At 68.4% G+C, this 14,198-nt stretch carries 16 protein-coding genes and 1 pseudogene; 8 read left to right on the plus strand and 9 right to left on the minus strand.

The features are described from left to right. Positions 1-59: 59 nt before the first annotated feature. From GQQ93_RS12690 to GQQ93_RS12700, 3 genes are all read left to right on the plus strand, one after another. Complete coding sequence (locus tag GQQ93_RS12690) at positions 60-1,577, plus strand: SulP family inorganic anion transporter (RefSeq protein ID WP_157424582.1); 1,518 nt, start codon at positions 60-62, stop codon at positions 1,575-1,577. A gap of 159 nt (positions 1,578-1,736) precedes the next feature. Next, positions 1,737-2,549, plus strand: a complete 813-nt coding sequence (locus tag GQQ93_RS12695) for a universal stress protein (RefSeq protein WP_170296193.1) — start codon at positions 1,737-1,739, stop codon at positions 2,547-2,549. Positions 2,550-2,583: 34 nt separating this feature from the next. Continuing rightward, positions 2,584-3,180: a DUF305 domain-containing protein gene (locus tag GQQ93_RS12700; RefSeq protein WP_170296194.1), complete on the plus strand. Its 597-nt coding sequence runs from the start codon at positions 2,584-2,586 to the stop codon at positions 3,178-3,180. On the opposite strand, the gene GQQ93_RS12705 is transcribed toward GQQ93_RS12700, so the two are convergent. Genes GQQ93_RS12705 through GQQ93_RS12715 form a run of 3 tightly spaced genes read right to left on the minus strand, consistent with a single transcriptional unit; the run spans position 3,155 to position 5,337 of the window. After that, the gene (locus GQQ93_RS12705) at positions 3,155-3,598 is read right to left on the minus strand and encodes a pyridoxamine 5'-phosphate oxidase family protein (RefSeq protein WP_157424585.1); all 444 of its coding nucleotides are present in this window, start codon (positions 3,596-3,598) and stop codon (positions 3,155-3,157) included. The two genes, GQQ93_RS12700 and GQQ93_RS12705, sit on opposite strands and share 26 nt — an antisense overlap. 51 nt (positions 3,599-3,649) lie before the next feature. Next, positions 3,650-4,480 carry a universal stress protein gene (locus tag GQQ93_RS12710; protein ID WP_157424586.1) on the minus strand — a complete coding sequence of 277 codons (831 nt, stop codon included), beginning with the start codon at positions 4,478-4,480 and terminating at the stop codon, positions 3,650-3,652. 11 nt (positions 4,481-4,491) lie between these two features. After that, complete coding sequence (locus GQQ93_RS12715) at positions 4,492-5,337, minus strand: universal stress protein (RefSeq protein WP_157424587.1); 846 nt, start codon at positions 5,335-5,337, stop codon at positions 4,492-4,494. Positions 5,338-5,570: 233 nt separating this feature from the next. On the opposite strand from GQQ93_RS12715, the gene GQQ93_RS12720 reads away from it, so the two are divergent. The 5 genes from GQQ93_RS12720 (at position 5,571) to GQQ93_RS12740 (ending at position 10,324) form a co-directional block, all read left to right on the plus strand. Then, a complete protein-coding gene (locus tag GQQ93_RS12720; protein ID WP_170296195.1) occupies positions 5,571-7,202 on the plus strand; it encodes a sensor histidine kinase in 1,632 nt (543 codons plus the stop codon). A gap of 13 nt (positions 7,203-7,215) precedes the next feature. Next, positions 7,216-7,857 (plus strand): response regulator, encoded by a 642-nt coding sequence (locus tag GQQ93_RS12725; protein WP_157424589.1) that lies wholly within the window; start codon positions 7,216-7,218, stop codon positions 7,855-7,857. A 148-nt stretch (positions 7,858-8,005) separates the two neighbouring features. Further along, positions 8,006-8,401: a hypothetical protein gene (locus GQQ93_RS12730; protein ID WP_246192309.1), complete on the plus strand. Its 396-nt coding sequence runs from the start codon at positions 8,006-8,008 to the stop codon at positions 8,399-8,401. A 16-nt stretch (positions 8,402-8,417) separates the two neighbouring features. After that, entirely contained in the window at positions 8,418-8,927 is a 510-nt protein-coding gene (locus GQQ93_RS12735; protein ID WP_246192310.1) for a universal stress protein, read from the plus strand. Between the two features lie 5 nt (positions 8,928-8,932). Then, positions 8,933-10,324 carry an MBL fold metallo-hydrolase RNA specificity domain-containing protein gene (locus GQQ93_RS12740; RefSeq protein WP_246192311.1) on the plus strand — a complete coding sequence of 464 codons (1,392 nt, stop codon included), beginning with the start codon at positions 8,933-8,935 and terminating at the stop codon, positions 10,322-10,324. Positions 10,325-10,359: 35 nt separating this feature from the next. Here GQQ93_RS12740 and trxB read toward each other — a convergent pair whose 3' ends face one another. The 6 genes and pseudogenes from trxB to GQQ93_RS12770 form a co-directional block, all read right to left on the minus strand. Then, complete coding sequence (trxB, locus tag GQQ93_RS12745) at positions 10,360-11,349, minus strand: thioredoxin-disulfide reductase (RefSeq protein ID WP_157424591.1); 990 nt, start codon at positions 11,347-11,349, stop codon at positions 10,360-10,362. Next, positions 11,342-11,807 (minus strand): annotated as a pseudogene (locus tag GQQ93_RS12750) (low molecular weight phosphatase family protein). The gene trxB and the pseudogene GQQ93_RS12750 overlap by 8 nt, the downstream one beginning before the upstream one ends. A 2-nt stretch (positions 11,808-11,809) precedes the next feature. Beyond that, a complete protein-coding gene (locus GQQ93_RS12755; RefSeq protein ID WP_157424592.1) occupies positions 11,810-12,217 on the minus strand; it encodes an arsenate reductase ArsC in 408 nt (135 codons plus the stop codon). 82 nt (positions 12,218-12,299) lie between these two features. Further along, positions 12,300-13,190, minus strand: coding sequence for a metalloregulator ArsR/SmtB family transcription factor (locus GQQ93_RS12760; RefSeq protein WP_157424593.1), 891 nt, complete (start codon positions 13,188-13,190; stop codon positions 12,300-12,302). A 10-nt stretch (positions 13,191-13,200) separates the two neighbouring features. Beyond that, on the minus strand, positions 13,201-13,446 hold the full coding sequence (locus tag GQQ93_RS12765; RefSeq protein WP_212277331.1) for a putative PEP-binding protein: 246 nt from the start codon (positions 13,444-13,446) through the stop codon (positions 13,201-13,203). Positions 13,447-13,502: 56 nt separating this feature from the next. Continuing rightward, positions 13,503-14,198: IS256 family transposase (locus tag GQQ93_RS12770; RefSeq protein WP_157424594.1), on the minus strand; the 696-nt coding region annotated here is incomplete at its 5' end.

Raw genomic sequence — 14,198 nt, forward strand, 5'->3', positions numbered from 1 at the left:
TCGACCCTTCGACTCTATTCATGAGCTCCTCAGAGCCCCGATTCCACCGGAGAATCACAATGGCGATCACCGTGCCTGACGCGCCCGACCGATACAAGGCCGAGCCGTCGGTTCTGACTGCGCTTCGCACGCCGCGGATCCTCACCAAGGAGGTGCTGGCCGGACTCGTCGTCGCGCTCGCCCTCATTCCCGAGGCGATCTCGTTCTCGATCATCGCCGGAGTCGATCCACGAGTCGGCCTGTTCTCGTCGTTCGTGATGGCCGTGACGATCGCCTTCCTCGGCGGGCGCCCCGCAATGATCACCGCAGCGACCGGGGCGGTGGCGCTTGTGATCGCACCGGTGGCCCGTGAGTACGGCATGGACTACTTCATCGCGACCGTCATCCTCGCCGGCGCGTTCCAGCTCCTCATGGGAGTGCTCGGAGTGGCACGGCTCATGCGGTTCATCCCGCGCAGCGTGATGGTGGGTTTCGTGAACTCGCTCGCGATCCTGATCTTCACCGCCCAGTTGCCGCAGCTGATCGATGTGCCCTGGATGGTGTACCCGCTCGTCGCAGTAGGCCTGCTGATCATGGTGTTCATGCCGAAGCTGACGAAGGTCGTGCCCGCCCCGTTGGTCGCGATCGTCCTGATCACCGCGGCCGTGATCGCGACCGGGCTCAGCGTGCCGACGGTCGGCGATCAGGGCGAACTGCCCGAGAGCCTGCCCGAGCTGTTCATCCCGAACGTGCCACTGACCTGGGAGACGTTCACGATCATCGCCCCGTACGCACTCGCGATGGCCCTCGTCGGCCTGCTCGAGTCGCTGATGACGGCGAAGCTCGTCGACGACGTCACCGACACCCACTCCCGAAAGACCCGCGAGGCCCTCGGCCAGGGCGCCGCGAACGTGCTGTCGGGCTTCTTCGGCGGCATGGGCGGTTGCGCGATGATCGGCCAGACGATGATCAACGTGAAGGTCTCCGGCGCCCGTACGCGCATCTCCACCTTCCTCGCGGGCGTCTTCCTGCTCATCCTCGTCGTCGGCCTCGGCGATGTGGTCGCGATCATTCCCATGGCCGCGCTCGTCGCCGTCATGATCATAGTGTCGGTCGCGACCTTCGACTGGCATTCGATTCGCTTGGCCACCCTGAGGCGCATGCCGAAGAGCGAGACGATCGTCATGCTCGCCACCGTCGCGGTCGTCGTGGCCACCCATAACCTCGCGATCGGCGTCATCGTCGGCGTCATCGTGGCGATGATCGCGTTCGCACGTCGAGTCGCCCACTTCACCGCCGTCGAACGTGCCGTCGACGAGGAGGCCACCGTGCCGACGGTGAACTACACGGTCGTCGGCGAGCTCTTCTTCGCGTCGAGCAACGACCTCACGACCCAGTTCGACTACGCGGCCGATCCTGAACGAGTCGTCATCGACATGTCGAACTCCCACATCTGGGATGCTTCGACCGTCGCAGCGCTCGACGCCATCATCACCAAGTACGAGCAGCACGGAAAGCGTGCCGTCATCGTCGGCATGAACGAAGCGAGCGCTGCGATGCACGCCCGCTTGGCGGGCGGCCTCGGCGCGGAGCACTGACTGCGGGGTTCGGCCGTATGACGCACCCCGACCGTGCGATCGGAACGACGGCGATCGCGAATCCCGCTGAACTCCCGAAACTGCGAGGTGCGCAGGCCGGGAGACTCGATGTGACCTTCGGCCCGCCTGCTCTGAACACGAGGAGAGATGCTGTGCAATGTGTTCACTCGCATGGTCGTCGGCTGGAACGGGAGCCCGGGATCGGAGGCCGCCCTCGATTGGGCGCTGCGTCACGGCCCTGAGGTGCCGATCGTCGTCATGAACGCGTCACCGCGCGGCGAGGATGGCTTCGACCACGACCAGATGGAGGCGGTGCTGGGCCGGCAGACGTCCGAGCGACTCCAGCAGGTCGAGCAGCGCAGCGTGATCGGCCCCGCCGACGTCGCGCTGGCCGAGCACCTGCTGCCCGGCACGCTCCTCGTGGTCGGAACGCCGTCGCACCGGAGGGGATCTCGCTGGAGCCTCGGCGCTCGACTGGCCGGCCGCCACGGAGGGGGAACCGTGGCGGTCATCCCGCAGCGCACCGACGGCGACGGCCTCCGAGTCGTCGTCGGAGTCGATGGCTCCGCCTTGTCTTCGGCCGCGGTCGACGTCGCCGCAGGCGAGGCTCGGCGGCTCGGCGCTTCCTTGGAGATCCTCCATGCGTGGCATCCGCCCTCGACGTGGACCCCGGTCTTCGGCGACACTGCGGCCGACCTCGAGGTCTTCGCGTCGATGCATAGGAATGTGCTCGACGAAGCGCTGGTGCGTGCTCGCCGGCTCGAGACCGACTGCACGGGCCGCCTCGAACGCGGTGATGCGGTGCGCTTGCTCGACGAGGCGGGCCGATCGGCCGCACTCCTCGTCGTCGCCAGCCACGGGTACGGGCCGCTTCGGCGGTTCTTCCTCGGGTCGGTCAGTCTGATGCTCCTGCTCGACCCGCCGTGTCCGGTCCTCGTCGTGACTGAAGCGCCGGCCGATAGGGCCGACTGACCAGGAGCAGGAAGGGGACATCATGTTGGCAGGCATGCATCGAGCTGTCGGCCTGATGGCGGTCGTCATCGCTACAAGCGCCGCGCTGGCGGGTTGCACCATCAACATCGACAGCCCCGACGACGACCGCGACCGCCGATCGGGCATGATGAGCGACGCCGATACGGCGGGCTACGACCCCGCCGATCTGATGTTCGCCCGGATGATGATCCCGCATCACCAGCAGGCCGTCGACATGTCGGAACTCGCGATCGAGACGAGCGCCGACGCCGAGGTGCTCGCCTTGGCCGAGCAGATTCGGGATGCGCAGACCGCCGAGATCGCCATCATGGAGGGCTGGCTCGACGATGCCGGGGTGCGCATGCCCATGGGTGATGGACTCGACATGGGCGATCGCATGGGCATGGGTGGAATGCTCAGCGATGAGGAGATGCGCGCCCTGGAAGACGCGTCCGCTGCGGAGTTCGACCAGCTCTACCTCGAGGGCATGATCGAGCACCACGAAGGTGCGCTCCTGATGGCCCGGATGATCCTGAACTCCGACAACCCCGACGTGCGGGCACTCGGCGAGGCCATCGTCGAGAGCCAGACGGCCGAGATCGAGCTCATGAAGCAGATGCTGGACGAGTAGGGCCCGGCCGAGGAAGTGCGAAGGCACGCCCTTGGATGTCGCGCGGAGTGATTCGCACCCAGCGGTTCTTCTCGCCGGGCGCCCACGACCGAACGCCGAGCCGCTCGGCCGCCTCCAGCTCGGGCGCCCGATCGATCTGCTCCGCGTCGCCCTTCACGACGACGCTGAACGCCTCGTCCCCGTCGACCCCATCGATCTGGAACACCACCTTGCGCTGAACCGTCAGCGCCAAGAGCTTCGTGCCGGCCGCGGTGCGGAACACGATGCTGTACCGGTCCACTCCATGGTTGACCGGGAAGACGTCGAGCTCGCCTGCGGCAGCGGTCGCGATCCGTCCGTAGGGCGCCTCGGTGATCCGCTGCCAGCACTCGGCCGATCGCATCTCGCGCATCGGCGGTCGCTGCGCTTCGTCGGTCATATCGATCCGCTCCTCAGTGGGTGTTCGACGGGCGGTTGAAGACGTCCGGGCTCACGAAGGAAGCACGACCAACATCGGGATCCGCGCGCGCAGCAGCAGCTCGTGGCTCACCGAGCCCAGCAGGAAGCGGGCGACCGCGCTGCCGCTGTGGCTGCCGACCACGAGCGCGGAGGCGTGCTCCGACGCCGCGAGCAGCTCATCGACCGACAGCCCGTGCACCAGCCGCGCCTGCGGGGTCGCACCGTACTCGATCCCGCTGTCGACGGCCTCGGCGAGCGTGTCGCGATGCATCTGCTCGTACTCGGCGAACTCGCCCGCATAGGCGCCGAGATCCTGCTCCCACATCTTGGGCGCGGTCCACGCGTGCAGCAGGGTCAACGGTTGTCGTGTGGCGGCAGCGAGATCTGCGCCGATCCGCAGCACCTCATGGCTCAGGACCGAGCCGTCGATCCCCGCGACGACCCCGAGTGCGGCATCCTGGCTCGGCGCGTCGGGCACCACCGCCACCGCGCCGCCTCCGTGCGTGCCGGCGAGTCGCACCCCCGCCGACCAGCGTCCGGCATGCCCCTGACCGCGCCCGACGACGAGCAGCGTGCCTGGGCGAAGGAACGTGCGCAGGAGGTCGACCACCGGCCCCTGTTCCGTGGAGGTCACCACGTGGATCCCTGGATGCGCTGAGCGGATCCGCTCGGCCTCGTCCATCACCCGGACCCGAGCCCCTGCTCGGTCCGAGGTCGCGCTGAGGTACTCGCTCCCACTCTCCCGATCGCGCTCGACGTGGACGAGCAGCAGCTGCGCGTCAACCGCGAGCGCGGCCGCCCATTCCACTGCATGCGCGGATGCCGGTGAATCGTCCATCCCGACCACGATGCGCTCGAACATGACGCCACTCCTTACTTTCCCTGCGCGGGATCACTCGCTGCTGCCCGGCTGCTGTCCAGGAGGAACGGGACGATGAGTATCGGCCCGCCGAGATTCATGACCAGATCTCCGACCGTCCGCCCGAGCGGCCGGAATCCGCGTGCTCCGGCCTGCGTCGGTCGCCCGGCGATCGTGAGGGTCGCGCGCCCGGACATCGAAGCGAGCGCCTCCCCCGCGGAGCCGCTCGCGCGCCTCACGGTGATGCCGGACGGGACTCCGAGGCCCTCGGCGAGCCGAACTGCCCAGTCGACCGCTTCGGCGCTGATGGCGGCCGACGTGGCGTTCGCTCGAATGAGCACCAGTGGTTGGTTCCGGCGTCGGGCTTCGGCGATGGCAGCACGGATGACGCTCGCCTCTCCGGGTGCGCCGCTGATGCCGACCACCACCCCGCTGCGATGTCCGCCCGACGCCACCGGCACGACCGCGAGGGGCACCGGCGACGTCGCCGCGAGTTGGATCGCCCGCGTGCCCAGCGCGAGCCCATGGAACGAACCGACCTTGTGCGTGCCGATCGCGATGGTCGAGTACTCCGCGGCCTCGGTCGCGAGGACGAGCATCGGTGACCCGACGGTGTACTCCGCCGATACTCGAACCTCGCCGGCATGTTCCCGGGCGTACTCGAGTTCGCGAGCGGTGAGCGCGGCGGCCTCCGACTGCAACTCCGCGACCGCACTGCCTCCGACCGTACCCCACTCATCGTCGACGACGAGGAGCAAGGAGACCTCGGCGTCGGTTGCGCGAGCCGCCTCGATCGCCCAGACGACCGCGGCCCGGCTCGCGATCGAGCCGTCGATCCCGACCAAGATCCCCGTCGCCACGAGACACCCCTCCCTGCAGCCTGCATCAGCTCGCCTTCACAGGCTCGCGCGACTCGCCTCCGCCGCCCGGGCCATAGGTCCCACGCACTCGGATGCCGCAGCGCCGGCGCGGTGGTAGCCTGCGTGCATCACTGCGGAGGTGCCGTGCGAATCGACGACCGTCACCACCCCTGGGCCGACAGCTCTCGGGCCTCGGGCAGGCCCTGCACCGACTCGACGCCCGAGCCGAGTCCATGACGCACACCCAAGCGGGGCTCCAGGCGCTCCTGAAGGCCACCCAGGCGGTGGTCGAGCTCGAGACGCTCCCCGTCGTCCTCGAGCGCATCGCCCGTGCCGCCGTCGAACTCGTCGACGCCGAGTACGGCGCGCTGGGGGTCATCGCCACCGATCGCGACGGACTCGAATCCTTCATCCATGTCGGGATGCCGGAAGGCGATGCGGCGGCGATCGGGCACCTGCCCGAGGGACGCGGCGTGCTCGGCGCCCTCATCGACGACCCGATGCCGATTCGCCTGCAACACCTCGCCGATCACCCGCGCTCGGTCGGGTTTCCCGCCGCCCACCCGCAGATGGACGCGTTCCTCGGCGTGCCGATCAGCATTCGGTCCGAGGTGTACGGCAACCTCTACCTCACCAATCCGCGGCGCGGAGCCTTCACCGAAGAGGACGAGCAGCTCGTCACTGCGCTCGCCGCGACCGCCGGGTTCGTCATCGCCAATGCCCGGCTGTTCGAGGAGACCCGGCTCCGACAGCAGTGGGCGGCAGCATCCGCGCAGATCGCCTCGACCCTGCTCGAGTCGTCGAGCGAGTCGGCCCTGTCGCTGCTCGCCGACGAACTCATCGGGCGCACCACTGCCGACCGGGTGTGCGTGGTGCTGCGAGGCGCGGAACCCCTGACGGTGCACGTCGCGGAGGCACGCGGCGACGGCGCGGAAGATCTGGCGGGGCTCCTCCTCCCCGCGATGCGCACCGCCGCGTCCGTCGTGTTCGAGCACGGCGATCCCCGCACCCGGCGCGGAGCCAGACACGATCCCGACCCCGACGCCTTCGCCATCGTCGATGCGGATGGCGGCGCCGGAGCGGTGATGTTCCTCCCGCTCCGCAGCGGGTCGACGACCTGGGGCGTGCTCGCGGTCGCGCGCAGGCCCGGTCGGGCGGCGTTCAGCACCGCGGAACTCGATCTCGCCGACGATCTCGCCGGGCGGGTCGCCCTGTCGATCGAACTCGCCCGCGCACGCGAGCAGCGGCAGCGGGCGTTGCTCGTCGACGACCGCTCGCGCATCGCGCGCGACCTCCACGACCACGTCATTCAGCAGTTGTTCGCCACAGGACTGGAGTTGCAGGCGATCGCCGAGTCCGTTCCAGACCCCGGCATGTCGACACGGCTCCAGGCGGCCGTCGCGACGCTCGACGAGAGCATCGCGCACATCCGCACGATCATCTTCGCCATGACCCCGCGTGATGAGCGCAGCCAGTCGGTGCGCCACCAGGTGCTCGAGATCGCCGCGGCGTGCTCGAACGGGCTGCCCCAGCCGGTCGCGGTGAGCTTCGTCGGCCCTGTGGACCTGTTGGTCACCGGACCGCTCACCGAGCACGTCACCGCCGTCGTGCGAGAGCTGCTCATGAATGCCGCGAAGCACGCGTCGGCATCGAGCATCCAGCTTCGGGTGACGGCGGAGCTCGGCCACGTCCGGATATCGGTCGAGGACGACGGAGTGGGCATCGCGCCGGACGGCAAGCGGAGCGGCCTCGCCAATCTCTCGGCCAGGGCGGAGTCGCTCGGCGGCACGTTCCTGATCGCATCCGAACCCGGCCGCACGGCCGCGGTGTGGTCCGCTCCGCTCGGGGAGGATCATGACGGGTGAGCGAGGACGAGGCATGACGAAGGTGTTCCTCGTGGACGACCACGAGATCGTCCGGCGCGGGGTCGCCGAGTTGCTCGAGCGCGAGCACGACCTCGAGGTGGTCGGCGAGGCACCCGACGCTCGTCGCGCGCTCGCGCGTATCGCAGCGCTCTCACCCGATGTCGCGCTGCTCGACGTCCGGCTGCCCGATGACGACGGAATCACGCTCTGTCGAGAGATCCGCTCCCGGTTCCCCGAGGTCCGCTGCCTCATGCTCACCGCGTACGACGACGACGAGGCGGCGATCGCGGCGGTGCTCGCCGGCGCCTCGGGCTACGTGCTCAAGACGATCGCCGGCACCCGTCTCGTCGAGGATATCCGCGCGGTCGCTGCCGGGCGCTCCCTCCTCTCCCCCGTGCTCATCTCGAGGCTTCGCCCTCCGCCGACGCCCGCGGAGGATCGCGACGACCCCCGGTTCGGCTCGCTCAACCTGCGAGAGCGACAGGTGCTCGCGCTGATCGCCGAGGGGCTCACCAACCGGCAGATCGGCGATCGCCTGTCGCTCGCGGAGAAGACGGTGAAGAACTACGTCTCGGGGCTGCTCCGCAAGCTCGGGCTCGAGCGACGAACGCAGGCCGCGGTTTACGAGTTCGAGCGGCACGACCCGCGCCTGTGATGCGTAGACACCTCTCCAGACCTCAGCTGCGGTTCGGATGCGCGGGACCTTCGGTCCGTTTCGCGTCGCTGCCGTCCAGAATGATGGGCGGATGGAGAACCACCGCGGAGCGCGCCGGACCTTGTTGGTCACTCAGGCATTCGTGGCCGTGACCGCGCTGATCGGCGGACTCGCACTCGTGCTCGGTTCGGTCGATCCGACCTTCGCCATGGCGATCACGCCTCCCGCGGAGTACCTCGACGGATCCTGGTTCGACTCGTACGCCGCGCCCGGCCTCGTCCTGGCCGGAGTCGTCGGCGGCTTGCAGGCGCTCGCGTTCGTATTCCTGCTGCGCGCGCGACCGCTCGCGACCTTCATGTCGGCCATGGCGGCCTACGCGATCCTCGTCTGGATCTTCGTCCAGATGGTCCTGATCCCGTTCAGCTGGCTGCAGGCGGTGTATTTCGCCGCGGGCGCGTTCGAGCTCGGCCTCGTGCTGCTCCTGCTCGGGCTCCTGCGACGCCCGGCCCGCCCCCGATCCGGCGCAGCCCGGGCCTCGGCATGATGTGACCTTGGGCCCGGTGTCGGGTGTCGTCTCCCCGGAGGATGCAGACATGCCAGAGATCCTGATCGACCCGGATCCCCCAGACCTCGATGAGGAGCCGCCGGGATCACCCGCAATCGTCGTCGGAGTCGACGGCTCCGATTCCTCCGTCGCCGCTGTCCGCTACGCCGCCGGGCTCGCGCCGGCGCTCAACCTGCCGCTGCACGTCCTGTCGGTCTGGGACTATCCGACGTTCATGGACGGCGGCTTCTCCCCGGCGCTCGACTGGAGCCCGCTGGACGATGCGAAGCGAATCGTCCGAGAGGCGGCACTCGCATCGTTCGATGAGGCGCCTCCCGACTGGCTCACCTTGCGCACGCGACGGGGCCGACCGACCGAGGTGCTCATCGCGGAGTCCCGATATGCGGAGATGATCGTGCTCGGCAGCCGTGGCCACGGTGGGTTCGTGGGCCTCCTCCTCGGTTCGGTGAGCGCCGCATGCGCCGAGCACGCGCACTGCCCGGTGCTCGTCGTGCATGGACGGTGAGCACGGTGAACGACTCCCTGCAGTTCCTCGGCGCCGCCGACAGCGTGACCGGCTCGAGGTACCTGATCGAGACCGAGTGCTCACGGATCCTCGTCGACTGCGGCCTGTTCCAGGGCTACAAGGTGCTGCGAGAGCGCAATCGAGCCGAGTTCGCCGTGCCGCCGGCTTCGATCGACGCGGTCGTGCTCACGCACGCGCATCTCGATCATTCGGGCTACCTGCCCGCGCTCGTGCGCGACGGTTTCAACGGCCCCGTCTATGCGACCCCCGGCACAGCCGAGCTCAGCGGAGTCATGCTGCCCGACAGCGGCTACCTGCTCGAGGAGGAAGCCAGACACGCGTCCAGAGGGCGGTGGTCCTCGCACCGCACGCCCCGGCCGCTCTACACCGCAGCGGATGCCGAGCATTCGCTCCACCGCTTCAGCGTCGTCGACTTCGACCGACCGCATCGGATCGCCGAGGACCTGGAGTTCACCTTCCTTCCCGCCGGGCATATTCTCGGCGCCGCGGGCGTGCATCTTCGCGTGGGCAGTCGAACGGTGCGGTTCACGGGTGACCTCGGCAGGGTGGATGACCCGCTGATGCGGCCGCCGCGACCGCTGGAGCCGGCATCCGTGCTCGTTACCGAGTCGACCTATGGTGACCGCCACCATGCGAACAGCGACCCCGAGGCGGCACTGGGCGAGGTCATCCACCGGGTCGCCGGGCAGAACGGGGTCGTCCTGATCCCGGCGTTCGCCGTCGGCCGCACGGAGACCGTGCTGCTGCACCTTTCGCGCCTCCGCGATCGGGGTCGACTGCCCGACATCCCCGTCTTCTTGAACAGTCCGATGGCCGTCGACGTCGCGACGATCTATCAACGCCACCCCGACGAGCACCGACTGGATCCGGCGGAGCTCGATCGCATGTATTCACTGGCGACCAAGGTGCACACCGTCGACGATTCCAAGCTGCTGAACCTGCGCGGCGGCCCGATGATCATCATCTCCGCGAGCGGCATGCTCACCGGCGGACGGATCCTGCATCACATTGCGGCCTACGGTTCGGATCCGCGCAACGCGATCGTGCTCACCGGCTACCAGGCCGGCGGAACTCGTGGATCAGCGCTCCTCGGCGGCGCCGCCTCGCTCCGCATCTTCGGCCGCGACGTGCCGATCCGCGCCGAGGTCGTCGACCTCGACAGCATGTCCGCTCACGCCGATGCCGACGGGCTCATCAGATGGATGGGTGCCGTGACCGAGCACCCACGGCAGGTGTACGTCACCCATGGAGAAGCCGCAGCTGCGGACGCACTTCGCGCGCGCATCAAGCGCGAACTCGGCTGGCGGGCTCGGGTGCCCGAGCACCTGGAACAGGTTGCGCTTCCGTCGGAGGAGGACGCCGCGCCCGACGCGTGATCGGCTCGGGGTGGATGCCGCACCGGCACCACTGTCTACCGCGGAGCCTCCAGAATGATGGCCGCCTGCTCTTCGACCGGGTCGGCGAGGCCGTGCGCCGCCAGGTAGTGCTCGGCATCGAGCGCGGCCGCGCATCCGGTGCCCGCGGCAGTGATGGCTTGCCGATAGCGCTTGTCGACGAGGTCGCCGCAGGCGAAGACGCCCTCGAGGTTCGTACGCGTCGACGGATGCAGCACCTTCACGTAGCCGTCGTCGTCCAGGTCGACCTGGCCGGCGACGAGCGCGCTGCGCGGGTCGTGGCCGATCGCGATGAAGAGACCGGTCGCGTCGAGCGCGGCATCCTCACCGGTCGTGGTGTCGCGGAGTCGGAGGCGTTCGAGCCCGTCGGCGCCCTCCGCAGCGATGACTTCGGCGTTCCAGTAGGTGCGGATCTTCGGGTTGGCGAGCGCGCGTTCCTGCATGATGCGCGAGGCCCGCAGTGAATCACGGCGGTGCACGAGGGTGACGGAGTCGGCGAAGCGGGTGAGGAACATCGCCTCCTCGAGCGCCGAATCGCCGCCACCGACGACGGCGATGTCCTTTCCTCGGAAGAAGAAGCCGTCGCACGTGGCGCACCAGGACACGCCGCGACCGGTGAGCCGCTCTTCACCTTCGACGCCGAGCTTTCGGTAGGCGGAACCCATGGCGAGCACGACGGCGTGCGCCCGGTACTCGACGCCGTTGATGGTGCGGATCGTCTTGACATCGTCGGCGAGTTCGACTTCGGTGGCGTCGTCGTAGACGACGCGGGCCCCGAATCGCTCCGCCTGTTGCCGCATCTGTTCCATCAGCTCGGTTCCCATGATCCCCTCGGCGAAGCCGGGGAAGTTCTCCACCTCGGTCGTCGTGACGAGGGCGCCGCCCGCTTCGACGGAGCTCGCCAGCACGACCGGCGCGAGTCCGGCACGGGCGAGGTAGACCGCAGCCGTGTAGCCGGAGGGTCCCGAGCCGATGACGACGACGTTCTCGATGGTCTGGTCACTCATCGGATTCGTTCTCCAGGGTCTGCAGCAGTTGTTCGATGTTGGTGCGGATCTCGTCGCGGACCCGGCGCACCTCGTCGAGGGTGAGATGCTCCGGGTCGTCGAGGTGCCAGTCCAAGTACCGTTTGCCCGGGTAGATCGGGCATGCGTCGCCGCAGCCCATCGTGACCACGACGTCGGCAGCCTGCACCGGGTACTTCGCGGGCGACGGCACCCTTCGTCTGGGCGAGAGCCGTCATCCGGTCGGTTGCGAAACGGGCGACACGGGTCGCGAGGTGCGCCTTGACCGTCGCGGTGCGGAGCAGCGCCGTGTACGACTCCAGGACGTATCGTTCGACCGTCTCAGCGTTGAACGTTCCGTCGAAGCGCTCAGCGAGCTGGAGCGACAGGTCGTGCAGATATCGCTCCGGATAGCCGATGCCGGACAATCCACGTCGTCCGGCGGTGTTGAGGTCGGACATGACTACGCGGAGGGAGCGATCTCGGCGAGGAGGGCTTCCACGCGGCTCCGGATGTCGTCGCGAACGCGCCGCACGGTCTCGAGGTCCTTGCCGGCCGGATCTTCGAGCTCCCAGTCCTCGTAGCGCTTGCCGGGGAAGACGGGGCAGGCATCGCCGCAGCCCATCGTGATCACGACGTCGGAGTCTCGGACCGCCTCCGTGGTCAGGATCTTCGGCACGTTGGCGGCGATGTCGATGCCTTCCTCGGCCATCGCCTCGATGGCGACCGGGTTGATCTGGTCTTTCGGTGCCGAGCCTGCCGAGAGCACCTCGACACGACCGCCTGAGAGCGCCTGCAGGTAGCCGGCTGCCATCTGCGAGCGGCCGGCGTTGTGCACGCAGACGAAGAGAACGCTGGGTTTCGTGGTCATTGTTGTTTCCTCACTTCCTTCTCCAATGATAGACCACCATCTATGCATCGGACGGCCGAGATTGGAAGTGTTCGCATTCCGTTCAGGTCGTGAGCGAACGAAGAAGTTGGCGTACACGACTCTCGATCGCATCGCGCACGGCCCGCACTCCTGCCAACGGCAGCCCGGCAGGATCCTCGAGGTCCCAATCGAGGTACTGCTTCCCGGGATAGATGGGGCACACGTCGCCGCACCCCATCGTCACGACGACGTCCGCCGCTCGGACGACTTCATCGGTCAGCGGCTTCGGGTACTCGCCACCGAGCGGCACGCCGATCTCGTCGAGTGCCGTGACGACGGTTCCGCGCACGCCCGCGGCCGGCGCCGATCCTGCGGTGCGGACCGCGATCCGCTCGCCTGCGAGCTGACGAAGAATCGCAGATGCCATCTGCGAGCGGCCAGAATTGTGCACGCACACGAAGAGCACTTCCGGGACACCGCCGTCGTACTCCGACTTCGAAGCCGCGAGCGCCTCCAGCCGCTCGGCGGCGAATCGAGCCGTGAGGGAGGCGAGGTGCTGACCACTGCCTTCCCGCGCCATCAGGAGATCGCGACTCTCGCGCACGTACTGCTCGATGGTCTCGGGGTTGAACGTCCCGGCGAACCGTTCACTGAGGTTGCCGACCACTCGGTCGAGTGCGCCGTCGGCGATCTCGCCGGGGTCGCCCGCCAGAAGGTCGACGAGCCAGTCGCGATGCGCTGGTGCGACCGAGTACCAGACCCGCCGGCCATCCGGCTGGCGCTCCAGGACGCCGTCGTCGAAGAGGGCCTTGACGTGATGGCTGACGGTCGGCTGCTTCAGTTCGAGCTTCACGGCGAGGTCGCCGACGAGGGCGCGCTGGTCATCGCTCCCGAGGATCAGGGAGAGGATGCGTGCCCGGGTCGGGTCTCCGACGAGGCGAAGCTCGTTCGTCGCCGACGGCCGCGGATTCATAGACCCAAGTCTATTTCACCTTGCGCGCCTTCGGGTAGCCCGTGAAGCGATCGTCTGAACCGCTTCGCGGTGACGCTTGGAGCGCTCGCTCGACCTCCGCGACGCGGGCAGCCGTACGCAGGAAGCTGTCGGGGTTGAGCGAGATCGAATCGATGCCCTCACGAACCAGGAACTCGGCGAAGTCCGGGTAGTCACTCGGCGCCTGACCGCAGATGCCCACCTTGATCCCCGCCGCGTGGGCTGCACGTATCGCCATCGCGACCGGTCAAGTCCCTGGTGGTGGTGTAGCGCGGTGTCCTTCGTTCTGATGGGTTAGGCGCTGAGTTCGAGGACGGTGTCGGTGCTTACCTCGTTTCGGGTGTCGGGGACGAGGGTGAGGCGGCTTCTGGCGAGGATGTCGAGCCCGAGGTAGCGGCGGCCTTCGGCCCATTCATCGGTCTGCTCGGCAAGGACGGCGCCGACGAGGCGGATGATCGCGTCGCGGTTGGGGAAGATCCCGACGCTGTCGGTGCGGCGGCGGATCTCACGGTTGAGGCGCTCGTTCGGGTTGTTGGACCATATCTGCGCCCAGAGCCCTTCGGGGAAGCCGGTGAACGCGAGGATGTCGGCCCGTGCTGCGTCGAGGTGCTCGAACGCGTCGGGGAGTTTGCCGTCGACGTAGTCCAGGAGCCGGTCGAACTGGGCGTGCACCGCTTGGGCGTTGGGTTGGTCGTAGACCGAGTGCAGCATCGCTTTCACGGCCGGCCACATGCTCTTCGGCGTCGCGCTCATCAGGTTCGCTGCGTAGTGCGTTCTGCAGCGCTGCCAGGTTGCGCCGGGCAGGTTCGCCGCGATCGCGTCCTTCAACCCCTGATGGGCGTCGGACGTCACGAGCCGCACCCCGGTCAGCCCGCGGGCGACGAGGTCGGCGAAGAACGTGTTCCACGCCGGGCCGGTCTCACTGGTCGCCACGCGCAGCCCGAGCACCTCACGTCGGCCGTCGGCGTTGACGCCGGTCGCGATCAACAC

It is taken from the genome of Agromyces lapidis, from assembly GCF_009749405.1.
Classification (GTDB): Bacteria; Actinomycetota; Actinomycetes; order Actinomycetales; family Microbacteriaceae; genus Agromyces; species Agromyces lapidis.

Bases quoted from the DNA above. Each gene is read 5' to 3' on its own strand.
- GQQ93_RS12690 (WP_157424582.1), top strand. From the start codon at position 60: ATGGCGATCACCGTGCCTGACGCGCCCGACCGATACAAGGCCGAGCCG.
- GQQ93_RS12700 (WP_170296194.1), top strand. From the start codon at position 2,584: ATGCATCGAGCTGTCGGCCTGATGGCGGTCGTCATCGCTACAAGCGCC.
- GQQ93_RS12705 (WP_157424585.1), bottom strand. From the start codon at position 3,598: ATGACCGACGAAGCGCAGCGACCGCCGATGCGCGAGATGCGATCGGCC.
- GQQ93_RS12710 (WP_157424586.1), bottom strand. From the start codon at position 4,480: ATGTTCGAGCGCATCGTGGTCGGGATGGACGATTCACCGGCATCCGCG.
- GQQ93_RS12720 (WP_170296195.1), top strand. From the start codon at position 5,571: ATGACGCACACCCAAGCGGGGCTCCAGGCGCTCCTGAAGGCCACCCAG.
- GQQ93_RS12725 (WP_157424589.1), top strand. From the start codon at position 7,216: ATGACGAAGGTGTTCCTCGTGGACGACCACGAGATCGTCCGGCGCGGG.
- trxB (WP_157424591.1), bottom strand. From the start codon at position 11,349: ATGAGTGACCAGACCATCGAGAACGTCGTCGTCATCGGCTCGGGACCC.
- GQQ93_RS12755 (WP_157424592.1), bottom strand. From the start codon at position 12,217: ATGACCACGAAACCCAGCGTTCTCTTCGTCTGCGTGCACAACGCCGGC.
- GQQ93_RS12760 (WP_157424593.1), bottom strand. From the start codon at position 13,190: ATGAATCCGCGGCCGTCGGCGACGAACGAGCTTCGCCTCGTCGGAGAC.
- GQQ93_RS12765 (WP_212277331.1), bottom strand. From the start codon at position 13,446: ATGGCGATACGTGCAGCCCACGCGGCGGGGATCAAGGTGGGCATCTGC.